We start from the raw sequence: 22249 nt of genomic DNA, 5'->3' as shown, positions 1-22249 counted from the left end.
CTCAGCTGACCATCGGCGTCCGGGCTCCCTCGAGCTCGGGCGCTCCCGTGAGCCGCCGGGCGATGCGCCGACGGACGATGTCGATGTGCTCGCGGAAGAAGTAGAGGTTCTCAGCGTACGAGAGGGGAATGGGGATGCGGTTCACCTCGCGCTCCGTCTCGTCCAGCCGCTTCATCATGTCCTCGAGCATCGGCCGATCCGGATTCTCCTCGAGCTGGATTTCGAGCTCCTTCAGGCGCGCGTACCAGCGGAAGATGCGCGAGCGGACGCGCCACAGCAGCAGCGCCGGCACGGCCCGCCCCAGGGGGACCAGCACGGCGATGATGGGCACGAGCATCACCCAGAGCCGGTCGACCAGGTTCGCGGCCCAGAATGGCAGGTAGCGTTGCAGGAACGGGGCACCGGCCTGGTAGTAGCGGCGGGCTTCGCTACTGAGCGGGAAGCCCGTCTCGAGCGGCGCGGGGAACTCACCCGCCCGGTCGAGCAGCCCGGAGCTGCTGTGGATCTCACTCGCGGTGCGCATGAGCAGGTACGCGAGCGCGGGGTGCAGCGTGTCACGCGCCACCAGGTTCGCGGTCGGCGAGAGCAACACCACGTCATGCTCCGGGATGTCCGCCGCGAAGTCGAAGACGCCTCGGGGGAGCACGTGCTTGGTGAGGTAGGGGAAGCGGCGGGTGTAGGCATCCGCCCGCGTGAAGCTGAGGAGCCGCACCCCGGGCACCGCGGCGAGCTTTTGAATCGGCGGCGACTCCGCAGGTGCCACGAGGAACACCGCGTCGATGTGTCCTTCCTTGAGCTGCTTGATGGCCTCGTCACGCTCGAGCGGCAGGAGCTCCGTGGGAGCCTTGTCGGCGCCGTTGGCCTTGAGGAGCGTGAGGGCGAGCGCACGCGTTCCGCTCTCGGCGGGCCCGACGGCGATGCGCCGGCCGCGCAGTCCGATCACGTCGTCGATCGGCTCGCCCCGGTAGAAGATCCACAGGGGCACATACGAGAGGCTCCCGAGCGACACAATGCGTGTGTCCTTGTCCCCACTCAGCGAGCCGCTCTGCACGAAGGCGACATCGACCTGCGACTGGTCGTCGGCGAGCAGCTCGATGTTGGAGAGGGAGCCCTTGGTGGTGCGCAGCTCCAGCGTGACGCCGTGCCGCGCGAGGAACTCCTGGTAGCGCTTCGCGAAGTACCGGAAGCCACCCTCGTCCGGGGCCACCGCGAGGACGAGCGTCTTCGGAGGGGCGGGTTTGACGAAGTAGAACGTGACGGCGAACGCAGTGGCGATGATGAGGGCCACGGGCGCGAGCGTGAGCCACAGGTCGCGCCGCAATGCGCGCCGGAACTGGTCCCTGAACTTGTCCTTCTGCATGGTGGGCGCGGAGTATAGGCCCCACCCCCTCGAATCCGGGCATTCGTCTCATTTCGGTGAATAACCCGGAGGGACGCTCGTCTCCTGGGAATGCGTCACTTCAAGTCCTCGCGCATTGCGCGCATGTTGTCACTGGTCGCGGCAGTGTCCCTCACCGGGTGTGTCATTGAGGATTCGCACGACCCGAGTCCCGGTGTTCCCGGTGTGCAGACGTGGTGCCGCTCCCTGGAGGGCTCCTCCAGCGGGGTCATCCCCCTCTGGGACGAGCGGGGCTCCTTCCTCTCCCTGGAGTCCTACGCCTTCCCTGGCTACTACATCCGTCACTCCGGCGGCCGTGGGGTGCTCTCGGTCATCGTGTCCGATCGGGACGAGGATGAGGCCACGTTCCGGATCGTCCCGGGTTTGGCCGACGACCGGTGCATCTCCTTCGAGGCTCGGAGCCAACCCGGGTCCTACTTGACGCAGGACGATACGGACGTCGTCCTGGCCGCGTGGCGCTCCGACCCGCGCTTCCTCGAGGACGCCACCTTCTGCCCCAGGCCCGGTCTGGCGGACTCCGATCACATCAGCTTCGAGTCCTGCAGCTACCGCGGGGAGTTCATCAACCAGTACGAGGGCCTCTTGTTCGTCAACGAGGGGTACGGGTGGGAGTACGAGGAGGATGCGACCTTTACGCTCGATTACCCCTGGTCGCCTTGAGCCATTGATTCTCTCGGGGCTCGCATACCCTCACCCCGACCCTCTCCCAGGGGGAGAGGGAGGGAGGGAGGGACGTGGTTCTCAGTGGGGGTTGGCGCCGCTTCCCCCCGTGGCGCTCCCCGGCGGGGGCGGGGTGACTTCTCGCTCCGTGGGCTTCACCGTCGGCGTGGTGCTCGGGAAGAGGTTCGGCGTGTAGTCCGCCTGCCTCACCGCCAGCTGTCCCTGTCTCGCCATGTCCATCGCGATGCCCAGGATGCGCGCGGCCTCCTCCGGTGCGTGGAAGCCCATCGAGTTCTCCGCCTCCACGAAGTCCACCATGAACTGCGCGCGGCGCTGCAGCTCCATCGCCGTCTTCAGGTCCGCGTCCGTCTTGCCCGCGGCCCTCGCCGCCTTCATGTCCCCAATCAGCGCCACCACCGCGTCCATCGCCCGGTTGCGCAGCTCGAAGGTCCTGTCCTGGATGGTGTACACGCGCTGCGTCAGCTCCGCCTCCGTCCAGTTGTGGCACGTCTGGCAGGCGCGGTTCACGTTCAGCAGCGGGCTCTGCACGTGGTGGTCGCTGATCTTCAGCGCCCCTTCCCGCTTGTAGGGCATGTGGCAGTCCGCGCACGCCACGCCCGAGCGCGCGTGGATGCCCTGGTTGTACATCTCGAACTCAGGGTGCTGCGCCTTGAGCACCGGCGCCCCCGTCTCCGCGTGCGTCCAGTCCTTGTGCGGGTTCTCCGTGTAGTACGTGAGGATGTTCTCAATCTTGATGCCGTTGGCCCACGGGTACGTCAGCCGCTTCTCCGGGCCCTTGAAGTAGTACTCGACGTGGCACTGGCCGCACACGTACGTGCGCATCTCCTGGCGCGTGGCTTGCGCGTTCACGTCGTAGTTCTGGATCCCCTGGTTGGCCTTGAGAGCGCGGATGCCCTCCAGGAAGCCCGGCCGCGTCACCCGCAGCTGCAGGGTGCTCGGGTCGTGGCAGTCAATGCACGTCACCGGGTGCTCCACCAGCTTGCGCGCCTCCGCGTAGGGCATCTGGTTCATCTTCTCGAAGCCCTTGATGAGGTCGCCGTCCCCCAGCTTCTTGTACGGCACGTACAGCGAGGCGTGGCAGTGCATGCACGTGCCCGGCTGCTTCGTGACCTCCTGCCGCTCGGTGAAGGTCTGGTCCTCCAGCATGTACGCGTGGCCGCGCTCCTCGCGGAAGTCCACCGCGAAGGCATAGCCCGACCAGAAGGTCTTCAGGCGCGGGTCCTCCTCCAGCCGGGACTGGGCCGTCACCGTGCGCGGATCCTTCGCGGTGGGCGCGCGCGGCACTCCGTCACTGCCGCCGTACTTCGTGCGCGTCATGTCCACCGTGCGCTTGTAGTCGTCGTACTGGAGCGGGAAGTTCTTCCCCCAGATGGCCGGGTCCTCCGTCGTGTCGGTGAGCTCCACGACGCGGTAGAAGGGGTTACGGGCCTCCTGCTTGCGCTCGAAGATGTTCACCGCGAGGGCGGCCGCGCCCACCGCGGCGAGCGCGGCGAGAAACATCGCTCCTCCCAGGAGCATCAGGCGCCTTCGGGTGCGGGATTCATCCATACCGGTCGGGTCCGTTGTGTGTTGGGAATGGGGCTAGGGGTTGTGTCCGACGTCGCTGTGGCAGCGAATGCAGGAGAGCTCACCTTGGGTGTCCACCGCGTGCGCGTCAATGGCCTGGACGATGGGCTGGTGACAGGTGCGGCAGCGCTCCTCGGTCACCGCCCGGTTGCGCGGGCCGATCTGGATGGGCTCGTGGAAGTTGCCCGAGGTGAAGGCCACCGAGTGGTGCCAGCCATTGAGCGCCTTGGCGGTGTACTTGCCCACGAAGCCGTGCGGCGTATGGCAGTCATTGCAGACGGCCACCGTGTGATGGCTGGACTTGAGCCACCCGGAGTACTGGTCGTTCATCACGTGGCAGTTGGCGCACGCGGCGGGGTCGTCCGTCATGTACGAGGCCCCCTTCGCGTAGGCGAAGGTGAAGCCGCCGATACCAACGGCCAGGCCGATGACGACGCTCAACCCCAGGCTGAGCCATGCAAAGGTTGAGGGTCCTCGGCGCTTGGGGCCTGTGCTTGTTTCGGGAGGAGGTGTCTCCATCGCCACGCGTTCAGTCTCCGAAGCCCGTGATGGACAGGGTGTGGGTGCAGCCCTTTCCAGAAACCGCGTCCATTGTCATCAACGTGGCGGAGAGCATCCGGCGACCCTCGTGCAGGGACACTGAGCCCGAGGCGCTCACGTCCAGCGTCAGCGTCCGCTCGTCTGACGCGCTGGCGGCGCGGACCGTCCGGGTGTCGATCCGGAACGTGCCGAGCAGCTCCGGGTCCGCCCCCGGCGCCGGGGCGAAGACATCGCCCACCAGCGGCACCTCGAGCTGCGTGGAGGGATCGATGACCTCGAGCATCACCCTCCGGCCGTTGTCGGTCTGGAGGATCTCCACCGTGGGCGCGAGCAGGTAGGGGCTGAAGGAACACTGCCCCACCGGCGTGGCGTTCTCGATGGAATACACCCCGGAGATATCCGGGCAGGTGTTGGTACATGGCACCGGGTCGGTGCCGCAGCCGCTGGAGGCCAGGGCCAGGAAGACGACGGGAATGGAGAAGTGCCGGACCATGGGAAGGCCAAGCTGTGCATGTCTGCTCGTGAGGCCACCCTGGGAAGTGGCAAAGCGCACACGCCCCCCACGACTGTGAGCCGCCGGATAGAGTGAGGGCCGTCCACCCGACAATTCCCGGAGCCCTCCTTGAGTGAAACGATCGACTCCATCGGCACCGCGGGCGTGCGTGTGGTGCAGCGTCGGAGCGGTTATCGGTTCACGCTGGACGCGGTGCTGCTCGCGGCCTTCGCGGCCACCGAGGGCCGGGAGGTAGGAGGCCCCCTGCTGGAGCTCGGCGCGGGCAGTGGCGTGGTGTCCTTCCTCCTGGCGTGCCAGTTCGGCCTGGAGCCGGTGGACGCGCTGGAGCTGCAGCCCGAGGTGCATGCTCGGCTGGTGCGCGCCGTGGCGCTCAACACGTGTGAAGGACGGGTGCGGCCCGTGCTCGGAGACCTGCGCGAGGCACGCTCGCTGTTTCCGCCCGGAGCCTACGCGCACGTGGTGTCCAACCCGCCCTTCCGCCCGGTGCACGCGGGCGTGCGCAGCCCGGACGAGGAGCGTGCCCTGTCCAAGCAGGAGGTGGCGTGTGATGCGCCGTCGGTGGTGGCCGCCGCCCGGCACGCGCTGTCCCCAGGGGGACGGGTGAGCCTCGTCTACCCGGCGGCACGGGTGGCGGAGGTGCTTGGGCTGCTCATGGCGGCGAAGCTGTACCCGGTGGCCCTGCGCTTCGTGCATGCCCGGGTGGAGGCTCCGGCCACGCGCTTCCTGGTGCATGCGGTGCGGGACAGGCAGCGGGGGCTCGCGGTGCGCCCGCCGCTCATTGCTCACGGTGAGGGCCCGGGAGGCTACTCGCCCGAGGTGGCCTCGCTCATGGAGCCACCCCGGGCCGAGCGCCCGCCCTTCACCGAGCTCGAGCCGGAGGGCGGGGACTGAGAGGGATTACGGCGCCGACGAGGGGGCGGGGTACAGGTATTGGAGGACCTCGCCGAAGCGCGCGGCCCAGGCCTTCTCGTTGTGCTTGCCGCCCTGCACCTCGGTGTACTTCAGGTCGTTGTCGAGCACCCAGCCCTTGTTCACGAGCGCGTCGCGCAGCGCCTGCGCGTCCGCCACCGTCTCCGGGCTGTCGGAGCTCGCTTCCTCGGTGCCCATGTCCAACCAGATGCGCACCTGCTCCGGCTTGGCGCTCAAGGCGTTCACCCGCGAGAGGATGTCTTTCTCACCCCAGAACACCGAGGGCGACAGGACGCCCAACCGGGTGAACGTGCCCGGGTTGTTGATGCCCAGGTACAGCGACACGAGGCCACCCAGCGACGAGCCCGCCAGGCCCGTGTACTGCGCCTCCTTCTTCGTGCGGTACTTTTCGTCGACGATCGGCTTCAGCTCCTCGATGAGGAACCGGCCGTAGTTGTCAGCCTTGCCGCCGTTGGCTCCGTCCACCTTGGGGTACTTCGGGTCCGGGACCTGCGTGTACTCGTGGGCTCGTTTCGCCCCGGCGTTGTAGACGCCCACGATGATGAGCGGCTCCACCTTCCCGGAGCTGACGAGTGCCTGCGCCGTCTCGTCCACGCCCCACTCCCCCGCGAAGGCCGTGGTGGCGTCCATCAGGTTCTGCCCGTCGTGCATGTACAACACCGGGTAGCGGCGATCGGGGTTGTCCCTGTAGTCCGGCGGCAGCCAGACGATGACGTCACGCTTCTCCTGAGCGGCGTGGGTAGACGGCACGTCCCGCAGGTGCTCGATGTGGCCGGTGAGCACCGGCGTGGGCGGCTCCCCCCACATGGCCACCGTGACGGAGACGCGCTCGAAGCTGTCGCCCGTCGTGTAGGTCCGGTTGTCGATGTCCTCGCCCAGGGCGCTCTTCTCCACGTAATCCCACGAGCCGCGCGTCGCCTTGAACTCGAGCGACGTGCCTGGCGCAAAGGTGAGGGCCGTAGCATAGCTGCTGTTGACCGCCTTGTAGAGCCTCACGCCCGACGGGTTCCACTCGCCCAGCTCGGGCTGGTTTCCGGCCAGCCAGATGGTGGCGTCCGGCGGAGTGGCGTCCGGGACCGCGACGATGAAGACCGTCCGAGGCCCGGTGCTGCCGCTCTCCGGCCCCCAGCGCTCCACGGTGAATTCTACCTTCTCCTCGTTCTCGTGCACCGTGACGGTCCGTGCGGGCACCGCCACACCCGCCGCGTCGAGCGCCACGTGTGCGTCCGGCGAGGTCATCTGGATGCTGTAGGTGAGCGCCGTGTCCTTGGGCAGCCGCGTCTTCGCCGAGAAGGTGGTGCCGCCCTGGAAGACGAGCTCCAAGCCCTTTCCGGAGGGGCCGCTGAACCCTGGATCCGTACCCTTGAGCACCAAGACGGCGTCCACGGGCGTTTCGGGAGGCACCGTCACGTCGAACTGGACGTCGGAGTGGGTCTGCTCGGCCGGAGGCGTCGGGGTGGGAGGTTTGGGATCGCAGCCGGCCAGGGCCGTCAGCGCGAGCAGGAGGAGGAACGTGAACCGTGAGGGGGGTTGGGGCTTCATGTTCATGCGTGTGCCGCGGGTGGGGGGAAATCAGGTGAGGAAAATGTCCAGTGCAAGGAGGACGATCTGAATGCCCTCGCCGATCAGATCCAGGGTGGACGTCGTGCTCCGCTGCTCCTCGGATTCGGGAGGAGGAAGCTCGACCGGCGGTATGGCGTTCGAGCGGGTCTCTGCGGGCTTCAACTTCCGCCGGAAGGCTTCTGTCCCCAGATGGATCATCAGGAGCTGGGCGGCCACCTCGGGCGCCACGTCCCGGCGCGAGCCCGCCACCCTCTGCGCTTCCCTCACCGTGCTCTGCACGCACTCTGGATCCAAGATGGACACGGGCGCCTGGCAGCGAGCGCAGGCGGTCAGGCTCGCCAGCCGCACGGGCTCGCCGCAGTCCGAGCACAGCAGGGTGTCCACGTGCTTGCGCAGCTCGGTGAGCTCCTGGGGGTTCAGGCCGCGGGCGATGCCCTTCTCGCGCAGGAAGTGGAAGAAGGTGATGAAGTGCCCGTGTCCCTTCGCGCAGCGCCAGTACTGGAAGCGGTTGTTGTGCGCCAGGTCATGCGTCAGTTCCAGCTTCGAGTCGCAGCGCGGGCAGGACACGACCCGATGGCCTCCGAACTGGCGGCGGCGCTCGTTCCTGTGGCCGTGCATCTCCTGGAAGAGCCGCAGGGTGCCACTCGGAGAGAGCAGGATGCTCTCATTCCTGTCGAACCACATTCCCCGGCAGCCGTGGCACACGTCCAGCGTGACGTCGCCCCCCTGGAGTCCCTCGAAGGACTTCTCGGCCATCTGCTGCTTGCACTCCGGGCACTTCATCGCTCCTCCAATGCGCGACGCATGACGTGGAAGACGCTCTGCTTGTTGCCGAACTCGGCGATGACCTGCTTCACGGGCGCGAAGCCCAGGCGTGTCCAGAAGCGCAGGCCCGCCTCGTTGTGGTCGGACACCGCCAGGCGCAGGTACGCGGCCTCACGTTGCCGCAGCCACTGCGTCAGCGCGGAGAACAGCCGGACGCCCAGCCCCTGGTTGCGGTGGTCCGGATCCAACACCATCAGGCCCAGGTACCACTCGCGCTGCTCCGGGTAGTCGCGGATGACGTCGATGCCCCCCACCAGCCGGCCCGCGCCGTCGAAGACGCCCATGCCGAACTTGTCCTCCAGCGTCTTGTCGGGAGGCAGGTCCGAGAGCAGGTCACGAACCAACTGCGCGGGATCGGGCGGCGAGCCATAGTGCAGCTCGATGTGATCCAGACAGCGCTCGCCCAGCTCACGGATGATCGGCGCATCCTCCTCCGAGATGCGGTGCACCCGGTACTCCCCGACTTCGAACAGCGTGTCTCCCCTCGGAGCTCTCGTCCGCCACATTCGAGGCAACCCTAGCAGGAGGCGCGAGGCTCAGCCCACCCGGGCCCGGCGGGGCCGGCGCACCTTGTCGACACCACACGCCCTGGCATGGCGCGTCAGGGCCTCGTCGAGCGCCGCGTCGTCCAGCTTCACGCCCTTTTCCCTCCACAAGTTATCCACTCGGAGGACGCCGTCTCGCACCCGTGCCTCCAGCCGCCCCACGAGCTGGCCCCGGTGCAGCAGCGGACACACGTACCAGCCCCAGCGGCGCTGCTCCTCGGGCTTGTACACCTCCCACACGTACTCGAAGCCGAAGAGCTGATTCACCAGCGCGCGATCCCACAGCAGGGGATCCAAGGGGCCGAGGATGCGCATCCGCTCGTCCGGAGCCGTCACGGGCCGCGAGCGGAAGCCCGCGGGCGCCAGGTAGCGCCGGGGCGAGCCGGGCAGCGCCACCTCCTCGAGCACGCCCTCGCGTACCAGGGTGTCCGGCAGGGGCGAAGTGCGTACTGGAGACAGGGTGGACCAGTGCGGGCCACTCGCGCGGGAGAGCAGGCCCGCGGCCTCCACGCGCTCGGTGAGGGCCCAGCGCGCGAAGCCCTCTTCACCGGTGTAGCCCGGGAGGGAGCGAGCTACCTCGGGAAGAGCCCGGTGCGGCACGTCGTAGCGCTTGCCGCCGGGGCCTCGGCCACACACGACGATTTCACAGCGCGTCCACAGCACCTCGAGTGCCATGGAGGAGGCCTTCGCCGTGCCTTTCCACCCACTCCAGTCGAAGGGCTTCACGGCGCCATGGTCGGTGAGCTCGGAAGCGGAGAGGGGACCGTGGGCCTCAAGCTCTTCGAGCACGGCGCGCAGGACGTTCTCGGGCAGGCGCTCAAGGCGTGTAGCGAGACCCCTCCAGGGAGTTTCGAGCGAGCGCTCGCGGTAGTGGGGAAAGGCGCTGGCGGGGAGGATGCAGCGCTCCTTGGCCCAGTGCTCGAAGGCGTGACCCGGGAAGAGGTGGCGGTACACGTCACCCTTGGAGAGGCCCTCCACACGAGCGAGTGCCACCAGGTCCGCGTTGGTGCCGATGACGTCGAGCGGATCCAACTGGATGTGACGCAGGTGGCGCAGCAGCGCGCGCACGCCCTCGGCACCTGGTGGGTAAGGAGGAGCGGCGAGCCCGAGGTGGCTGACGAGCCAGGCGCGTGCCTCGTCGAGGGGCAACATCACGGCGGGAGGAAGGGTCTTCTTCGGCATGGCGGACGTCGCGGACTACTTGTCGAGCTGTGCGAACGGAGGGTTGTCTGTCATTCATGCCTGGAGCGGCGCAGTGCGTCCACGATGAATGTCTTGAGCGCCCGCGCCGCCGCCGTGAGGTACTCCTCGCCCCGGTGCACCAGCGCCACCTGGCGTCTCGGCCCTCCCTTCGTCACCTCCACCACGTCGAAATCTCGCGAGGCGTGATCTCTCGTCATCAGCGCCGGCAGCAGCGCCACTCCCAGTCCTCGCTCCACCATCCGTCTCAGTCCCTCCGCGCTGTCCATCTCCACTGCCACTCGGGGCTTCACGCCTTTTCCCTCGCACGCCGCCTCCAGCGCGTACGTGCCCGACATGCCTGGAATCACCACCAGCGGCTCCTCCACCACCTCCGACAACTCCACCGGACGCTTCAGTTTCGTCAGCCGGTGCCCTCGCGGTACCGCCAACACCAGCTCCTCCTCCCACAACTTCTGTGCCACCAGGTCCACCCGTCTCAAGGGCAGGGCCACAATGCACAGGTCCAGCTCACCGCTCGCCACCCTCCCCTCCAGCTCGTCGTGTAGACCCTCGCTCAGTCGTGGCAGCACCTCCGGGTAGCGGCCCTTGAAGGCCCGCACCAGCTCCGGCAGCAGGTACGTCCCCACCGATTGCAGTGCCCCCAGTGAGACCGTTCCTCTCGGTGTCGATGTCAGCGCTCCGAGCTCCGCCGTCCCTACCGCCAGTGCCTCCAGCGCTCGCCTTGCGTGCGGCAGGAAGCGCTCCCCCGCGTCCGTCAGCACCACCCCGCCCGGCGCTCGGACGAGCAGGCGCACTCCCAGCTCCGTCTCCAGCGCCTGCAGCTGTCTCGAGAGCCCCGGCTGCGACACCCCCAGCTGCTTCGCCGCCACCGTCAGGCGCCCCTCCCGTGCCACCTGCACGAAGGCCTTGAGCTGTTCCGTGTTCATGAGCTCCGCATGGACTCTATGCGCAGGATGCGGTTTTCGCATGCCTCCCGGCTCGCTCCTCATGGGGATATGGCTGTGAGTCTTCTGTAGATAGGCAGGAGATCATGTCATGCTCCGGTGAGCCAGCTTCCTACCTCAGTTGTTAGAATGGGGCTGCGAGGGCCGCATGTGCGCTAAGGTCGGAATCCACATGAAAGCGGCAGTGGCCACGAACGGCGAGGGTGTCCCCATTGCTGTTCCCGTCTGCAACGCCGGGTCATGACGGGGCTGGTCTTGAGTTCCCCTGTGATCCAGGCCCTTGGCATGAGCAGTCCGCTCGGTGCGCTCATCCAGGGTTGCGCCGCGCTTCGTGCAGGTATTTCCCGTGCGAGTCCCTCTCCCTACCTGACTTGTGCGACTGAAGGGGAGAGCCTCCCCCAGCCCATCATCACGTGCGAGATCGCTGTCTCAACGCTGGGCTTTTCGAATATCGGGAGGTTGGTGACGATCGTCACCGAAGCATTGAAGGACCTGGGGACGCGGGTGGACCTCTCCCAGATTCCCGCGGACACCCTTCTCTTCATGGCGCTGCCGGACCCATTGGAGCGTGCCATGCCGGTCAGCCCCGAGCTCGAGGAAGATGAACCCAGGAGGTTTCAGGTCCTCGGACGTCGGGTCATGGATCGGGCACTGAGGAGCCTGGGGATTCGCTGGACGGGCGGGGTCTGGCAATTCTTCGGCGGCGGGAATGCCGCGTTCGCCCAGGCCCTGAGGGCTGCCGTAGACGCTGTTTCCCATCGCCGCTGTCGCTCCTGTCTCGTCATCGCGGCCGACAGTCTGGCGGGGCCCGATGTCTTGCCGGAGCTCCTCGAGGCACGCAGGCTCAAGAAGGGGGACAGGCCAACGGGCTTCACGCCGGGCGAGGGTGGAGTAGCACTCTGGCTGACTTCTCGGAGTCATTCCTCCGCTTCTGGTGGAACGGAGCCGCGCATCGTCATCCGTGCCGTGGAACTCGGGGACGATTCGAGGTTTCGAGGTGCGGAGCTGTCGCCGGATGGGCGTGTGCTCGCGGGGTGCGTGGCCTCCGCGCTTAGGACCGCGGGGGTGGAGGGCAAGCACCTTGCCGTGATCGCAGACCTAAACGGGGAAGAATACCGGGCCAGGGAGTGGGGCATGCTGCTCGTGCAGCTTCAGGCCATGCATCTTGGCGAAAAGGTGTCCTCCTGGTTCCCCGCTGTAGGCTTTGGGGAGACCGGAGCCGCTTCGGGAGCGCTCGGGCTCTGTGTCGCGGTGCGCGGACTGCAGCGCCGGTACAGCCCTTCTCCGAGTCCTCTCGTCATCTCGATCTCGGACGGAGGAGAACGCGCAGCCATCCTCGTTTCGACGGAGACCTGAGCCCGCGGGAAAGGAATTGCTCGTGTCGAGCCTCAAGAGCCAGATCAAACAGGAGCGTAAGAAGAAGTGGAAGAATTCCAAGCCTCCGGAGGATAGCAAGTTCCCGGAGTTGAAGGCGGGCTACCCTGACTCCTTCATCAAGGAGCATTCCGACTCCAATTCCTTCCATATGGATGTATCCCAGCCCATTACCTCGATGCTCGCCATTGGAGACTACTATCAGTACCGAGGACCCAGGTTCATCTTCCAAACGGGCGCTCGGAAGAAAATATACAACGATTATGGCCGCTCGTTGTTCAAGTCCTTGGGAGTCTTCAATGGACAATCCTACAAGGAGAGCAAGCCGCCACTATACGTCTGGGCCAATGAAGTACAATGGAAACAACTGGCCATGTTTCCCGAAGCAGAGGGCAAGTTCCCTGGGGAGAAGGGAATCTTCTACTATCTGTCTGATGTTGGGCAGAGACGTCCATATCCATGGCAGGCGCATCACCTGCTGCCAGAGTCCACCTTTACCAAGGAAAATACCAAGTTCACCGACGAGCAGATGATGGTGCTTGAGCGCTCGTTCTACAACATCAACAACGGGCACAACATCATGATGCTTCCCGCTAATGATCGGTATGTCCCCGTCCACCGGTTGATCGCGCACTACTCAAGCCATCCCAATTATACCATTCGGGTCAAGTCGCGCATGGAGAGGGTTTCGGATGAGCTCCAGAAGGTCTTCGACAAGGCTAAGAAGGAGAAGGAGCACCTCGCCCCATTCAAGGCCATCCTCAAGCGGCTCTATCAGCTCGAGGACGAGTTCTGGGACTTCGTCCTCGCCATCAGCGATGCCTCTGTCGCGGCCGCTCTCGAGGATATGCAGGAAGAGGCTGTGAAGCAGCACGGCGGCACTTTCAGCTACGCAACGACCGACAGACAGGGCAATGTGATCCCGCGGCGCTTCGCAATCTTGAGATGACAGGAGGGGTTTTTGCCATGAGTTATTGGGTCCTGACCACGGGCGTGAATGGGGGAGCGGTGCTCGAGAAGCTGCCCAAGGGCAGTCCGAGCAAGCCCGACTTCTACGAGGCGATTTCCCTGAAAGACAACTTTCCCCATGGCGGGGTGATGAGTTTCTCCAATGATTATCCCGACTTCATCCGGGTCTTCGACTTCGTCACCAACACCATGAGTCTTCCCATCGTTTCGGGGAAGGTGAAGCAGGTGTTCACCTTAGTGGGGGTGGACCGGTGCGAGTTCCTGCAGGTGACTCTTCAGGACCACAAGGGCCGAGTGGCCTCCAATGACCACTTCATCGTGAACGCCCTGGATGTCCAGGATGTCATCGACATGGAGCGCTCCGAGTACGATCTCAGCCCCTTCGATGAGAGTCAGATATCCAGGATCAAGCGGTTGGCCGTTAAGAAGGAAGGGGTTGCTCCGAATGCGTTGTTCTTTCGAGCTCGGACCAGCATGAGAGAGTTGTTCATGCATGCCTCCCTCCACGAGGCTCTCGTTCAAGCTGGCGTTACCGGCCTCAAGGCCTTCCCCGCGGAGGGTTGGAATGGGTTCGATATATGATTCGGCTCGACCTGGCCAGCCAGGCAGAGCGCTCGGCCGACGCCCTCTCCTCCCTTCTTGGAGGCATTGATTCAGGAAGGGGCCGGGATAGGACGTTGAAGCAGTTCGAGGCGGTCTGCCTGCACCTGCACACGTTGGCCGCGGCGTTTTTGCTGGTCGAGGGTGAGCCCCAGGCATTCCATGAGGAGCTCTGCCGTGCGGCCTGGCAATGGCGCCGGCTGTTGCGGATCCAGCACTCCCAGGGTTGGCTTCCTCCTCCTGCCAGTCGGAACATGCCTCTGCTGGGGGCCGTCCTCGCCGGTCACTGGGACTTGGCACGCGATGTCGCCGCGTTGTCGACGACCACCTGGCAGCAAGGCGAGGAGTACGAGGACGATGCGTGTTGGGCCATCCTCCTTCAGGAGGTGGTGCTTGCCCGAGCAGATGGGCCCTCGCGCATCGACGCACTGCTCGCGAAGTTGGAGCAACTGGGCGGAGAGCAGAATGAGCACCGGTGTGCCTGGGTGCGGAGTCTATCGGCCCTCAATGCGAGTTCGCTCGCGGATTCATTCGTCGCGTTGCACGCCATCCACGGGGAGCAAATCGAGAGGCGGGTGCTCTCCATGACGGCTTCAGCGGAGAAGCTGGCTCCCTACCGGTACCTCTGGTTCGAAGGGCTCGCCTTGCTGAGCCTGTCGGCACGGGCAGGCCTTCCCGTCCGCGAGGGGTATTTCAAATATTGCCCTCCGCTCGCTCGGGTTCCCATGGAGAGGCCCTTCCGGGAAGACGAGCTCCAGCGGAGTTGAATCCGGCAGCTGGAGCTGTTCTGCGCTCATGCGATCTCCGCATGGACTCTATGCGCAGGATGCGGTTTTCGCATGCCTCCCGGCTCGCTACTCATGGGGACATGGATGCGAGTCTTTCCGAGGTTCAGCCCGCCGCTCGCCCCGGCCTGGCCCGGCGCGTGGCCACCACCGCCGTGATGCTCGGCCTCGTGGTCGCCGCCTTCGAGACCACCGTCGTCACCAGCGCCATGCCCACCCTCACCCGGGAGCTCGGCGGCCAGCACCTCTACTCGTGGGTCTTCTCCGCCTACCTCTTCGCCTCCACCGTCGGCGTACTCCTCTTCGGCAAGCTCGCTGACAACCTCGGCCGCAAGCCCGTCTTCTCCCTCGGCATGGGCCTGTTCCTCCTCGGCTCGGTGCTCTGCGGCATGGCCCAGTCCGTCCCCGCCCTCATCGCCTTCCGCGTCATCCAGGGGCTCGGCGCCGGTGCGCTCCAGCCCACCACCATGACCATCAGTGCCGACCTCTACACGCTGCGTGAACGCGCTGCCGTCCAGGGGGTCTTCACCGGGGCGTGGGGCGCCGCCAACGTCGTCGGCCCCCTCATCGGTGGATGGCTCGTCATGCACGCCTCCTGGCGCTGGGCCTTCCTCGTCAACGTCCCCGTCGGCCTGCTCGCGCTCGCGATGCTCCATGCCTCCTACCGCGACCCCGAGCGTCGCTCCTCCCGCGTCGACGTCTGGGGGCCTGCCCTCACCGGCGTCTCGCTCGGCCTGCTCCTCTTCGCCCTCGAGCACGGGGGCTCCAGCGGCTCGCGCCTGCCCTTCGCCGTCGCCGCCTTCGTGGGGCTCGTCACCGTCGCGCGGCAGCAGCGCACCTCGCCCTCTCCGCTCGTTCCCCTGGAGCTGCTGCGCGATCGCACCGTCCTCGCCGGGTTGTTCGGCAGCCTGCTCGGCGGTGGACTCCTCTACTCCTCTACCGCCTTCGTTCCCCTGTGGATGACCGAGCGCGGAGGGTACACCCCCCTCATGGCGGGGCTCGCCCTGGTGCCGCTGCTGGCCGGGTGGGCCTGCGGTTCCACCTTCGGTGTCCGCGTCTTCATGCGCGGTGGCCTCCGGGCCAGTGCCGGCGGTGGCTTCACCATCGCCCTGCTCGGTGCCTCGCTCTTCGCCCTCGGCGTCGCGCACGGCTGGGGGACCGTCGCTACCTTCGCCAGCCTCGGCCTGCTGGGGTTGGGGCTCGGGCCGGCGGCCTCCACGTCCCTCATTGGCCCCCAGACGCGCGCCCCCTGGCACTACCGCGGGATGATCACCAGCACCATCTACGCCTGCCGCATGCTCGGGGGCTCCTTCACCATCGCCGCCGTGGACCTGGTGCACGGGGGGTTCTCCTGGCGCTTCGCCCTTATCGCCGCCATTGCCGGAACCGGTGCCTTGGTGCTCTCCACCCTTGCTCCCGGTCGCGTCGTCACCGAGACGGGCGCTGCCGCCTCCTGAGCCTCCCGCCCGCTCCCCCTCCTTCCTCCCGGGCGGCGGCTCTTGGATGATGGGTTTCTTCGCACCCGGGCCTCGGACGCGCCATGATGCGCCGCCATGGGAAGTACGAGGCATTCATGGAAGCGGCTCGGGGCCCCCCTGGCGTTCCTGTTGGGGACGCTCGTCACGGGCACGGCCGCGCGCGCTCAGGAGGCGAGCACTCCGGACACCCCCGCCGCCGACGGTGCCAGCAAGGTCCAGGCGGCCCCAGCCGCGGCTCCGGTTTCCGCTCCAGCTCCGGAAGTGGAGATCACTCACTGTGGTGACAAGCAGGTCGGCACGGGCGAGGGCCAGCTGCGGCCGCTCGGGCATGGCTTCTACGCCGATGGGAACCGGGTGCGGCGCGGGTGCACGCTGCTCCTGCAGCGACCCCTGAAGAACCGTCCACCCGTGCCCTTCGCGCCGGAGTCCTTCCACCCCATCGGGTGCGGCTTCTTCCGCTACGCCACCAGCGTCTATTGGGCGCAGTCCTTGAGCGACGAGGACCACGTGAGCGAGAGCGATGGCCAGCGAGCCGACGTGCTCACCCGCTTGGACCTCGCGGATGCGGGGACCTTCGAGGTTGATGCGGACTGCCGGCCCCGGGACGCGCGCTTCCTCTATCTCAATCACACCTCCCGCCCCGAGCTCCCCGCCTTCGTCGCCGTGCCGCGCGGGGATGGGCAGGGGTACGAGGAGCTCGGGTGTGGCTTCGTCCGCTACGAGGGCCGAGTCTTCTTCGGTACGCGGAGCGTCGAGGGGGTCCATGCGCCCTCGTTCACCTCGGTGTTGGGCCGCCTGCCCTATCTGGAGTGCGGCGCCGGCATGTATGGGAAGGACAGGGCCAAGGTGTGGTGGCAGCACCAGTTGGTGCGAGGGGCCAGGGCGAAGATGTTCCGCATCCCCAAGGACGAGAACCCCGAGTACCGCGTGTCCTGCAATGGGCGCCGCTCGTTCCAACTCGCCATGCTGGACAAGAAGCCGAACCCGCTCTGCCTCGGGGCCAAGAAGCCTGGGAAGAAGCGCAAGTAGGCCTAAAGCGGATCCTCGAGGGGCTCCGGCATCACCCAGAGGGCCGTGGGCTCGCGGTAGCCTCCCTCGAACGAGTCGAGGATCGGCGGCCACCTGTCCCAGAACGTCGCCCAGCCGTAGTCCGTGGGCGGTGCGGTGAGGGGATTCCCATCGCGGTCTGGATGGGCATACGCGTAATCCGCCAGCGTCCACTCCAGCGTGCCGAAGTGCACCACGAGCATCGGCGTCATCGCCCGCATCACCTCTGGACGCGACACCTCGCCCGCGTGCGCCTCGGCCGGCATGAAGGCTGTCTGCACCGCTTCGTGCTGCTCGCGCCACGCCAGGTAGTTGTTGGCCATGGCGATGATGGCTTCTCGCTCCGAGGACTCTGGAGTGAGCCGGGCCCGCTCATAGAGCGCGAAGGCCGCCACCACCAGGCTCCTGCCATTCATGCCCGGGAAGAGTGTGTCGAAGGCGTGGGGCCTCGGCGTGTCGTGCGCACGGGAGAGCGCGTAGTCATAGGCGAGCCGCGTCTCCTCGGGCCTCGCGCCAGGCAAGGAGAATTCCGCGAGCACGCGCCCGGGTGTCACCGCTCCGGCCGACTGGCGCCACGCCAGGTACGCGTTCGCCGCGCCGCCGATGTCCGCGAAGATGGCCACATTGCCCCCGTGCAGCGTGCGCTCCAGCGTGAGCACCACCGCCTCCGCCTTGTCGAGCGGGCTCACCGCCGGTGCGCTCCAGTAGAGCGACGCCAGGCGTGCCGCGGTGGTGGTGAGCGTGCGCGGATCCGCGAGCGCCCCCACGTTCATCGCCGTGCTGAGCGCGCCGAGTGAGGCCGCCGCATCCGTGGGCAGGCCGTGGAGCACGAGCTCCAGGGAGAGCTGCTCCACGGACAAGCGCAGGACGCCCGTGAGGCCCAACCGATCGAGCGCCTCCAGGATGGACAGCGACGGCCGTCCCCGAGCCGCGTCGAGGAGGTGCCGGGCCATGGCGGCGCCGAGCATTCCCTTGCCGGCCTCGTGCGAGGCATGAGGCGCGAAGACGAACCAGTTGGGGCGCACACCGCTCGTGCCCCCGGGCTGGAAGTCCGGGTCGAGCAGCGCCTGGAACGCGTGGGCGAGCTGGATATAGCCCTCGGTGATGCGGCGGTTGTCCTCCAGCGGTGTGGCGCTTTCATCGGCCCGAGCCGGTGCGGCGGACAACACGGTGCTCAGCAGAAGCGAGGCGAGCACGTACCCGCGGTGTGGATCGCACGAGGAACCTTCGGTCATGGGGGTGCTCCCAATGGGATTCAGGGGGGCACCGACGGTATTCATCGCGAGGAGCGCTCCAAGCCACCCGGGCCGGGAGCCTCCATCAGGACGTTCAACGGACAACACGGTGGCCCTCGACGTCAGCGGGGGCCACGGGTGCTGCCGGCGCGCTCGTCACCAGACGAAGCTCTGGCAGCCGTACGCCTTCACCTGATGGCAGTTCTCGGGGTCCTCGGCGCAGGGGCCGACCTGCTCGGCTCTCGCGATGTACGTCTTGCCCGTGACGAGGGGCCGCGCGTCATAGCCCTTGCGGTCGCTCGCTGGCGTCACGCCGTATTCGACGGGTGACTCGATGAAGGGCTGCGCGAGGGCCACCTCGTGGAGCGGCTCGGAATCGGCGGCGCCCAGTCCCCACACGAGCTGGCCGGAGCACCCGCAGGCCGCATTATCCAGATCAGACGGAGGCTCCGTGCACTCGATGACCGCGAAGCGGTGGATCTTGCCTCCCTCCCAGGAGAAGAGAGCCGAGTTCGCCCCGCGCTCCATTTTCAGCGAGAGCTGCGCGAACTCGGGATCGGAGCCGAGTTGGCAGGCCGTCGCCAGGGACAAAGCAAACAGCGCGCCGAGGTTGCGGAGGACGGAGGACTTCGGGGTGTGTCGTGCGTTCATGGTTTCGCTCCCAGAGTGTCCTGCTTCAACACCACGGGTGCGCGAAACTGTTACCCGACACTGACGCGCGGACCCGAAAAGGCCCGCGCGCCGGTCACCTCAACGGCCTCTACCCGAGGATGAGGGTGCAGACGCCCTCGGAGCACTGGAGCCCGTTGCAGCACGGCAGCTCCTCGCTGCACTCGTAGCCGGAGGGCATGCACGCGCCCCCGCCGTCCTGGTCTCCCGGGTCGGTGCCCGCATCCGGCTGCGGATCCGGATCCGTCCCAGCATCCGGCTGCGGACCCGGATCGCCCGCGTCGGGCTCCGCCGTGCCGCCATCGTGGTCCGGAGGCGTTCCCGCGTCGCTTCCCTCACAGGGGCCGAGCTTGTCTCCATGCTTCAGGTGCGCCTTCACCGCCGGCTGCCCCACGGTGATGGTGTGCGCACGGGAGTGATTGCCGGGAGGAATGTGGCAGATCGTCACCCACCAGTCGTCACCCGGACGGCCCTCGCTTCCACCCCCACCGCCCGTCGATTCACCCGCACCCAGGTTGTCACCCTGGAGGTTCGGAGCGTCATCCTCCTGGGGGAGCTGGGTTCCGCCGCAGCCTCCCGCCAGGGCCACGCAGAGCGCGGCGGCGAGGAGGGTCGAGGGGATCATCGCTTTCTTCAGTGTCATGCGGAGCCTCACGCGTGGAAGTGCTGCTTTGGAAAACAGGACTCCGTGACAAAGCGGGCGGCCACAGCGCTCACTACGTTCTCACTCCGTGAGAGGATGGGCCCATGAATCGAACGGATTTCCTACAGTGGGCCGCCACCGAGCTGGCCAAGAGGCACCCGGGCCACCCGGTTGACGAAGGAGAGGGCACTCGGGCTGTTCGCTGCGCGCGGGACATGTATCTGGGCGTCGAGGCGCTGCTCGACGGCGAGATGCGGGTGCACGTCTTCACGGACCGGGCGCAGTTGATGCTGACCACGGCGGCGCCGACCCTCTTGCTGCCTCCGCCGGGGATGGCCTACTCGGTCCAGCGCGGCGCGAACCCGCCGGGCCGGCTGTATGCCAGGCTCACCTGGAGGCGCGGTGGAGAGAGCTATGTCGCTGAACAAACCCAGACGCGCGTGGCGCTGGATTGGCTCCATGCGACGGTGATTCCGGTCCTCATCCCGGATTGAGCACGTAGGTCGCGCCGGGGTCGGGTCGGGCTCAGTGGCAGGTGCCCCGGCCCTGGTCGAGCACGCTGCCTCCCACCTGGATGAACTCCCACGTGTAGGCGCCGTCCTCCAGCGTCAGCTTCATCAGCCCGAAGGTGTCGGCGAAGCGCACCTCGCTGTTCGCGAGGATGGGGCCGAAGACGTAGGGGTCCTTGCCTCCCGTCCCCACCACGAACTCCCGCAGGCCGCGCTCCGCATCCGCCACGCCCTCGGGCGTCTGGGGGGCGAAGCGCTCGTAGAAATGGTCGTGGCCCGCCAGCACCACGTCCGCTCCCGCTTCGTACAGGGCCTCCCAGGCGCCCTTCACCACCGAGTTGTCGCGGCCCAGCCCCGAGCTGAAGAGCGGCCGGTGCATGTAGGCCAGCGTGCAGCGCGCTGGGTGCGCCTTCAGGTCCTCGCGCAGCCACCGCTCCTGCTCCCGCAGTCCTTCCTCCGGCAGCTCGCTGTTGAGTGCCACCACGTGCCAGGCCCCCAGGTTGTAGCTGTAGTAGCCCTTGCCCTTCTCGCCGGCGGCCTCTCCGAAGTAATCGAAGTACGGGCCCGCCTTGGCCGAGTGGTACTCGTGGTTGCCCGGCGTGGGGCGCGTGCGGTGCTTGTGCCTTCCCCAGGACGGGGCGTAGCAGCGCTCGAAGTCCTCCGCGGTGCCGTCCGGGTAGGCGTTGTCGCCAAACGTGACGACCGTGCCCGCGATGCCGTCCAGCATCGCCGCCGTGGCCTCGTCCCGGTCCGAGTCACAGCTCGCGATGTCCCCCGCTCCCACGACGACCTCCGGTGTCGTCACCCGCGGGCCCGTTCCTGGGGCGGTTCCCGAGGAGGCTCCTGGGGTCTGGCAGGCACCGAGTGACAGCAGCAGGGTCGCGTTCCCCGCGCGGCGCAGGAGGTGCGTGAGGTTCATGGGGCTTCACTCCATCTCAGGGTGGTTCGAGCAGAAAGACGAGACGGAGCGAACGTACTCCTGGGCTCAGAGGGTCGTTCACGGCCTGGAGCGTCGCTGCCCGTGCTCGTGCTGATGGGAGCGATGACGGCGGCGGTGGCTCAGTCTGGCAGGGTGAGTGTCACGCTCTGGGAGTGGACATGGCACTTGCCATCGCTCACCGAGACGGATTGCCTCGCGGTGTGCTGGCCGTCGGCGCTCGTGGCCGTGATGACGTACTCGCCCGGCTGCTCGTACCCGGTCACCCAGGTGTCGCAGTTGCCCTGTCGCTGCTCGCTGCCATTGCACAGGGCCTGCTGCTCGGGACCGTCATCCCGCGTGAAGGTGACGCGTGCATCCTGTTGCGGGTTGCCCTGCGGATCCACCACCCGCACCTGCACCGAGGCGCGGGCCTCGAGCGTGCAGTCGGTCTGGTTGAAGTAGCCGCAGGCGGAGAGCACGGTACCGGCGGCGAGCAGCGCGATGCGGGAGAGGTGGCGCATGAGGGTCCTCATCCGAGTGGGAGAAGACCCCTACTTTAGGCCAAACGAATTCCAAGAGCAGGAGCCCCCCCTCCGGGCGCGTTTCTCGGCGACTTGTCCGACAGTCGGACAGGTTGGAGAGAAATGCGGCCGGAGGTGGCGGCACGGCCTTACTTGCAGGTGTAGTCCACCGGAGGAGAAAGCGTGAAATCACACAGCCGCGCCGAGAGCTCACCCGTCACACGGTCGTTCTGAGCGCCGAAGGAGATGTCGTAGCGCAGGTGCGCGAGGCCGTTGGCATCGGGCTCCTGGAAGGCGATGTGGCCCGAGTAGCCCAGGGCCCGCTCATCCTCCACCTGCTCGTTGCAGCTCGCGTCCCGCTTGTGGAAGTACGCCTGCGACAGCAGCGCGCCGGGCTCGAGCTCCATGTCCCGGAGGCTCCGCACGGAGTAGACGCCCGTCGGCGCGCCCAGAGGCTCCAGCTCCGGGCCCACCTTGAAGAGCGCGAAGGACAGCTCCGTCGAGCTGCTCGCCTGCTGTTGCTGCCGCAGCCGCTCGCACACCCCCTCCTGGTCGCTCATCACAACCATGAGGGTCGAGCCCGTCTCATCTCCCACCCTCACCACGGCGGCATCGCGCACGTTCAACGTATGTCCGTCCACCGAGCCGTTGAACGCCACATTCGCACCACCGAATCCCACCAGAGCCGTCGTCGCCAGGGTCGCCATCATGTGCATCTTCATGAGTCTTCTCCTCGTGGAAGGTTGTTTGGATTTGCGCTCCTTCCGATAGGAAAGACGCGGCGCCCCTT

At 67.0% G+C, this 22249-nt stretch carries 24 protein-coding genes; 9 read left to right on the top strand and 15 right to left on the bottom strand.

The window, feature by feature from the left end:
- Position 1 precedes the first annotated feature (1 nt).
- Positions 2-1360 (bottom strand): TAXI family TRAP transporter solute-binding subunit, encoded by a 1359-nt coding sequence (locus tag F0U60_RS00260; RefSeq protein ID WP_395812675.1) that lies wholly within the window; start codon positions 1358-1360, stop codon positions 2-4.
- A 90-nt stretch (positions 1361-1450) separates the two neighbouring features.
- Between F0U60_RS00260 and F0U60_RS00255 the strand changes: the two genes are divergently transcribed.
- Positions 1451-2059, top strand: coding sequence for an AbfB domain-containing protein (locus F0U60_RS00255; RefSeq protein ID WP_395812673.1), 609 nt, complete (start codon positions 1451-1453; stop codon positions 2057-2059).
- A gap of 81 nt (positions 2060-2140) precedes the next feature.
- On the opposite strand, the gene F0U60_RS00250 is transcribed toward F0U60_RS00255, so the two are convergent.
- From F0U60_RS00250 to F0U60_RS00240, 3 genes are all read right to left on the bottom strand, one after another.
- Positions 2141-3628, bottom strand: a complete 1488-nt coding sequence (locus tag F0U60_RS00250; RefSeq protein WP_395812671.1) for an ammonia-forming cytochrome c nitrite reductase subunit c552 — start codon at positions 3626-3628, stop codon at positions 2141-2143.
- 33 nt (positions 3629-3661) lie between these two features.
- Entirely contained in the window at positions 3662-4087 is a 426-nt protein-coding gene (gene nrfH / locus F0U60_RS00245; RefSeq protein WP_395812669.1) for a cytochrome c nitrite reductase small subunit, read from the bottom strand.
- Between the two features lie 88 nt (positions 4088-4175).
- Complete coding sequence (locus F0U60_RS00240) at positions 4176-4679, bottom strand: hypothetical protein (protein WP_395812667.1); 504 nt, start codon at positions 4677-4679, stop codon at positions 4176-4178.
- Positions 4680-4808: 129 nt separating this feature from the next.
- On the opposite strand from F0U60_RS00240, the gene F0U60_RS00235 reads away from it, so the two are divergent.
- Positions 4809-5591 (top strand): tRNA1(Val) (adenine(37)-N6)-methyltransferase, encoded by a 783-nt coding sequence (locus F0U60_RS00235; RefSeq protein ID WP_395812665.1) that lies wholly within the window; start codon positions 4809-4811, stop codon positions 5589-5591.
- A 6-nt stretch (positions 5592-5597) separates the two neighbouring features.
- Here the strand turns inward: F0U60_RS00235 and F0U60_RS00230 are convergent, their stop codons facing one another.
- The 5 genes from F0U60_RS00230 to F0U60_RS00210 all read right to left on the bottom strand — a co-directional run bounded on the left by F0U60_RS00230 (position 5598) and on the right by F0U60_RS00210 (position 10692).
- Positions 5598-7172 carry an alpha/beta hydrolase-fold protein gene (locus tag F0U60_RS00230; protein ID WP_395812663.1) on the bottom strand — a complete coding sequence of 525 codons (1575 nt, stop codon included), beginning with the start codon at positions 7170-7172 and terminating at the stop codon, positions 5598-5600.
- A gap of 30 nt (positions 7173-7202) precedes the next feature.
- Positions 7203-7976 (bottom strand): zf-TFIIB domain-containing protein, encoded by a 774-nt coding sequence (locus tag F0U60_RS00225; protein ID WP_395812661.1) that lies wholly within the window; start codon positions 7974-7976, stop codon positions 7203-7205.
- Positions 7973-8467 carry a GNAT family N-acetyltransferase gene (locus F0U60_RS00220; RefSeq protein ID WP_395812659.1) on the bottom strand — a complete coding sequence of 165 codons (495 nt, stop codon included), beginning with the start codon at positions 8465-8467 and terminating at the stop codon, positions 7973-7975. The genes F0U60_RS00225 and F0U60_RS00220 overlap by 4 nt, the downstream gene beginning before the upstream one ends.
- 87 nt (positions 8468-8554) lie before the next feature.
- Positions 8555-9745, bottom strand: a complete 1191-nt coding sequence (locus F0U60_RS00215) for a winged helix-turn-helix domain-containing protein (RefSeq protein WP_395812657.1) — start codon at positions 9743-9745, stop codon at positions 8555-8557.
- Positions 9746-9795: 50 nt separating this feature from the next.
- The gene (locus tag F0U60_RS00210) at positions 9796-10692 is read right to left on the bottom strand and encodes a LysR family transcriptional regulator (protein WP_395812655.1); all 897 of its coding nucleotides are present in this window, start codon (positions 10690-10692) and stop codon (positions 9796-9798) included.
- A 480-nt stretch (positions 10693-11172) separates the two neighbouring features.
- Between F0U60_RS00210 and F0U60_RS00205 the strand changes: the two genes are divergently transcribed.
- The 6 genes from F0U60_RS00205 to F0U60_RS00180 all read left to right on the top strand — a co-directional run bounded on the left by F0U60_RS00205 (position 11173) and on the right by F0U60_RS00180 (position 16945).
- Complete coding sequence (locus tag F0U60_RS00205) at positions 11173-12066, top strand: hypothetical protein (protein ID WP_395812653.1); 894 nt, start codon at positions 11173-11175, stop codon at positions 12064-12066.
- A 22-nt stretch (positions 12067-12088) separates the two neighbouring features.
- Positions 12089-13033: an AHH domain-containing protein gene (locus tag F0U60_RS00200; protein ID WP_395812651.1), complete on the top strand. Its 945-nt coding sequence runs from the start codon at positions 12089-12091 to the stop codon at positions 13031-13033.
- Positions 13034-13092: 59 nt separating this feature from the next.
- Positions 13093-13635 (top strand): imm11 family protein, encoded by a 543-nt coding sequence (locus F0U60_RS00195; protein ID WP_395812649.1) that lies wholly within the window; start codon positions 13093-13095, stop codon positions 13633-13635.
- Positions 13632-14420, top strand: a complete 789-nt coding sequence (locus F0U60_RS00190) for a hypothetical protein (protein ID WP_395812647.1) — start codon at positions 13632-13634, stop codon at positions 14418-14420. Before F0U60_RS00195 ends, F0U60_RS00190 begins: the two co-directional genes overlap by 4 nt.
- Positions 14421-14521: 101 nt before the next feature.
- Entirely contained in the window at positions 14522-15895 is a 1374-nt protein-coding gene (locus tag F0U60_RS00185; protein ID WP_395812645.1) for an MFS transporter, read from the top strand.
- Between the two features lie 96 nt (positions 15896-15991).
- Positions 15992-16945, top strand: a complete 954-nt coding sequence (locus F0U60_RS00180; protein ID WP_395812643.1) for a hypothetical protein — start codon at positions 15992-15994, stop codon at positions 16943-16945.
- A gap of 2 nt (positions 16946-16947) precedes the next feature.
- Here the strand turns inward: F0U60_RS00180 and F0U60_RS00175 are convergent, their stop codons facing one another.
- The 3 genes from F0U60_RS00175 to F0U60_RS00165 all read right to left on the bottom strand — a co-directional run bounded on the left by F0U60_RS00175 (position 16948) and on the right by F0U60_RS00165 (position 19510).
- The gene (locus F0U60_RS00175; RefSeq protein WP_395812641.1) at positions 16948-18198 is read right to left on the bottom strand and encodes a hypothetical protein; all 1251 of its coding nucleotides are present in this window, start codon (positions 18196-18198) and stop codon (positions 16948-16950) included.
- A 156-nt stretch (positions 18199-18354) separates the two neighbouring features.
- On the bottom strand, positions 18355-18849 hold the full coding sequence (locus F0U60_RS00170; RefSeq protein ID WP_395812639.1) for a hypothetical protein: 495 nt from the start codon (positions 18847-18849) through the stop codon (positions 18355-18357).
- A gap of 109 nt (positions 18850-18958) precedes the next feature.
- Positions 18959-19510 (bottom strand): hypothetical protein, encoded by a 552-nt coding sequence (locus tag F0U60_RS00165; protein ID WP_395812637.1) that lies wholly within the window; start codon positions 19508-19510, stop codon positions 18959-18961.
- A 104-nt stretch (positions 19511-19614) separates the two neighbouring features.
- On the opposite strand from F0U60_RS00165, the gene F0U60_RS00160 reads away from it, so the two are divergent.
- Positions 19615-20004, top strand: coding sequence for a hypothetical protein (locus F0U60_RS00160; RefSeq protein WP_395812635.1), 390 nt, complete (start codon positions 19615-19617; stop codon positions 20002-20004).
- A gap of 31 nt (positions 20005-20035) precedes the next feature.
- On the opposite strand, the gene F0U60_RS00155 is transcribed toward F0U60_RS00160, so the two are convergent.
- From F0U60_RS00155 to F0U60_RS00145, 3 genes are all read right to left on the bottom strand, one after another.
- Positions 20036-20938: a metallophosphoesterase family protein gene (locus F0U60_RS00155; protein WP_395812633.1), complete on the bottom strand. Its 903-nt coding sequence runs from the start codon at positions 20936-20938 to the stop codon at positions 20036-20038.
- Between the two features lie 140 nt (positions 20939-21078).
- Entirely contained in the window at positions 21079-21459 is a 381-nt protein-coding gene (locus tag F0U60_RS00150) for a hypothetical protein (RefSeq protein WP_395812631.1), read from the bottom strand.
- 149 nt (positions 21460-21608) lie between these two features.
- Complete coding sequence (locus tag F0U60_RS00145; protein ID WP_395812629.1) at positions 21609-22181, bottom strand: hypothetical protein; 573 nt, start codon at positions 22179-22181, stop codon at positions 21609-21611.
- Positions 22182-22249 lie beyond the last annotated feature (68 nt).

The organism is Archangium minus, assembly GCF_044360475.1.
GTDB classification, from domain to species: domain Bacteria; phylum Myxococcota; class Myxococcia; order Myxococcales; family Myxococcaceae; genus Archangium; species Archangium minus.
The sequence above is the reverse complement of the archived record's forward strand: the minus strand, read 5'-3'. Positions and strand labels throughout refer to the sequence as shown.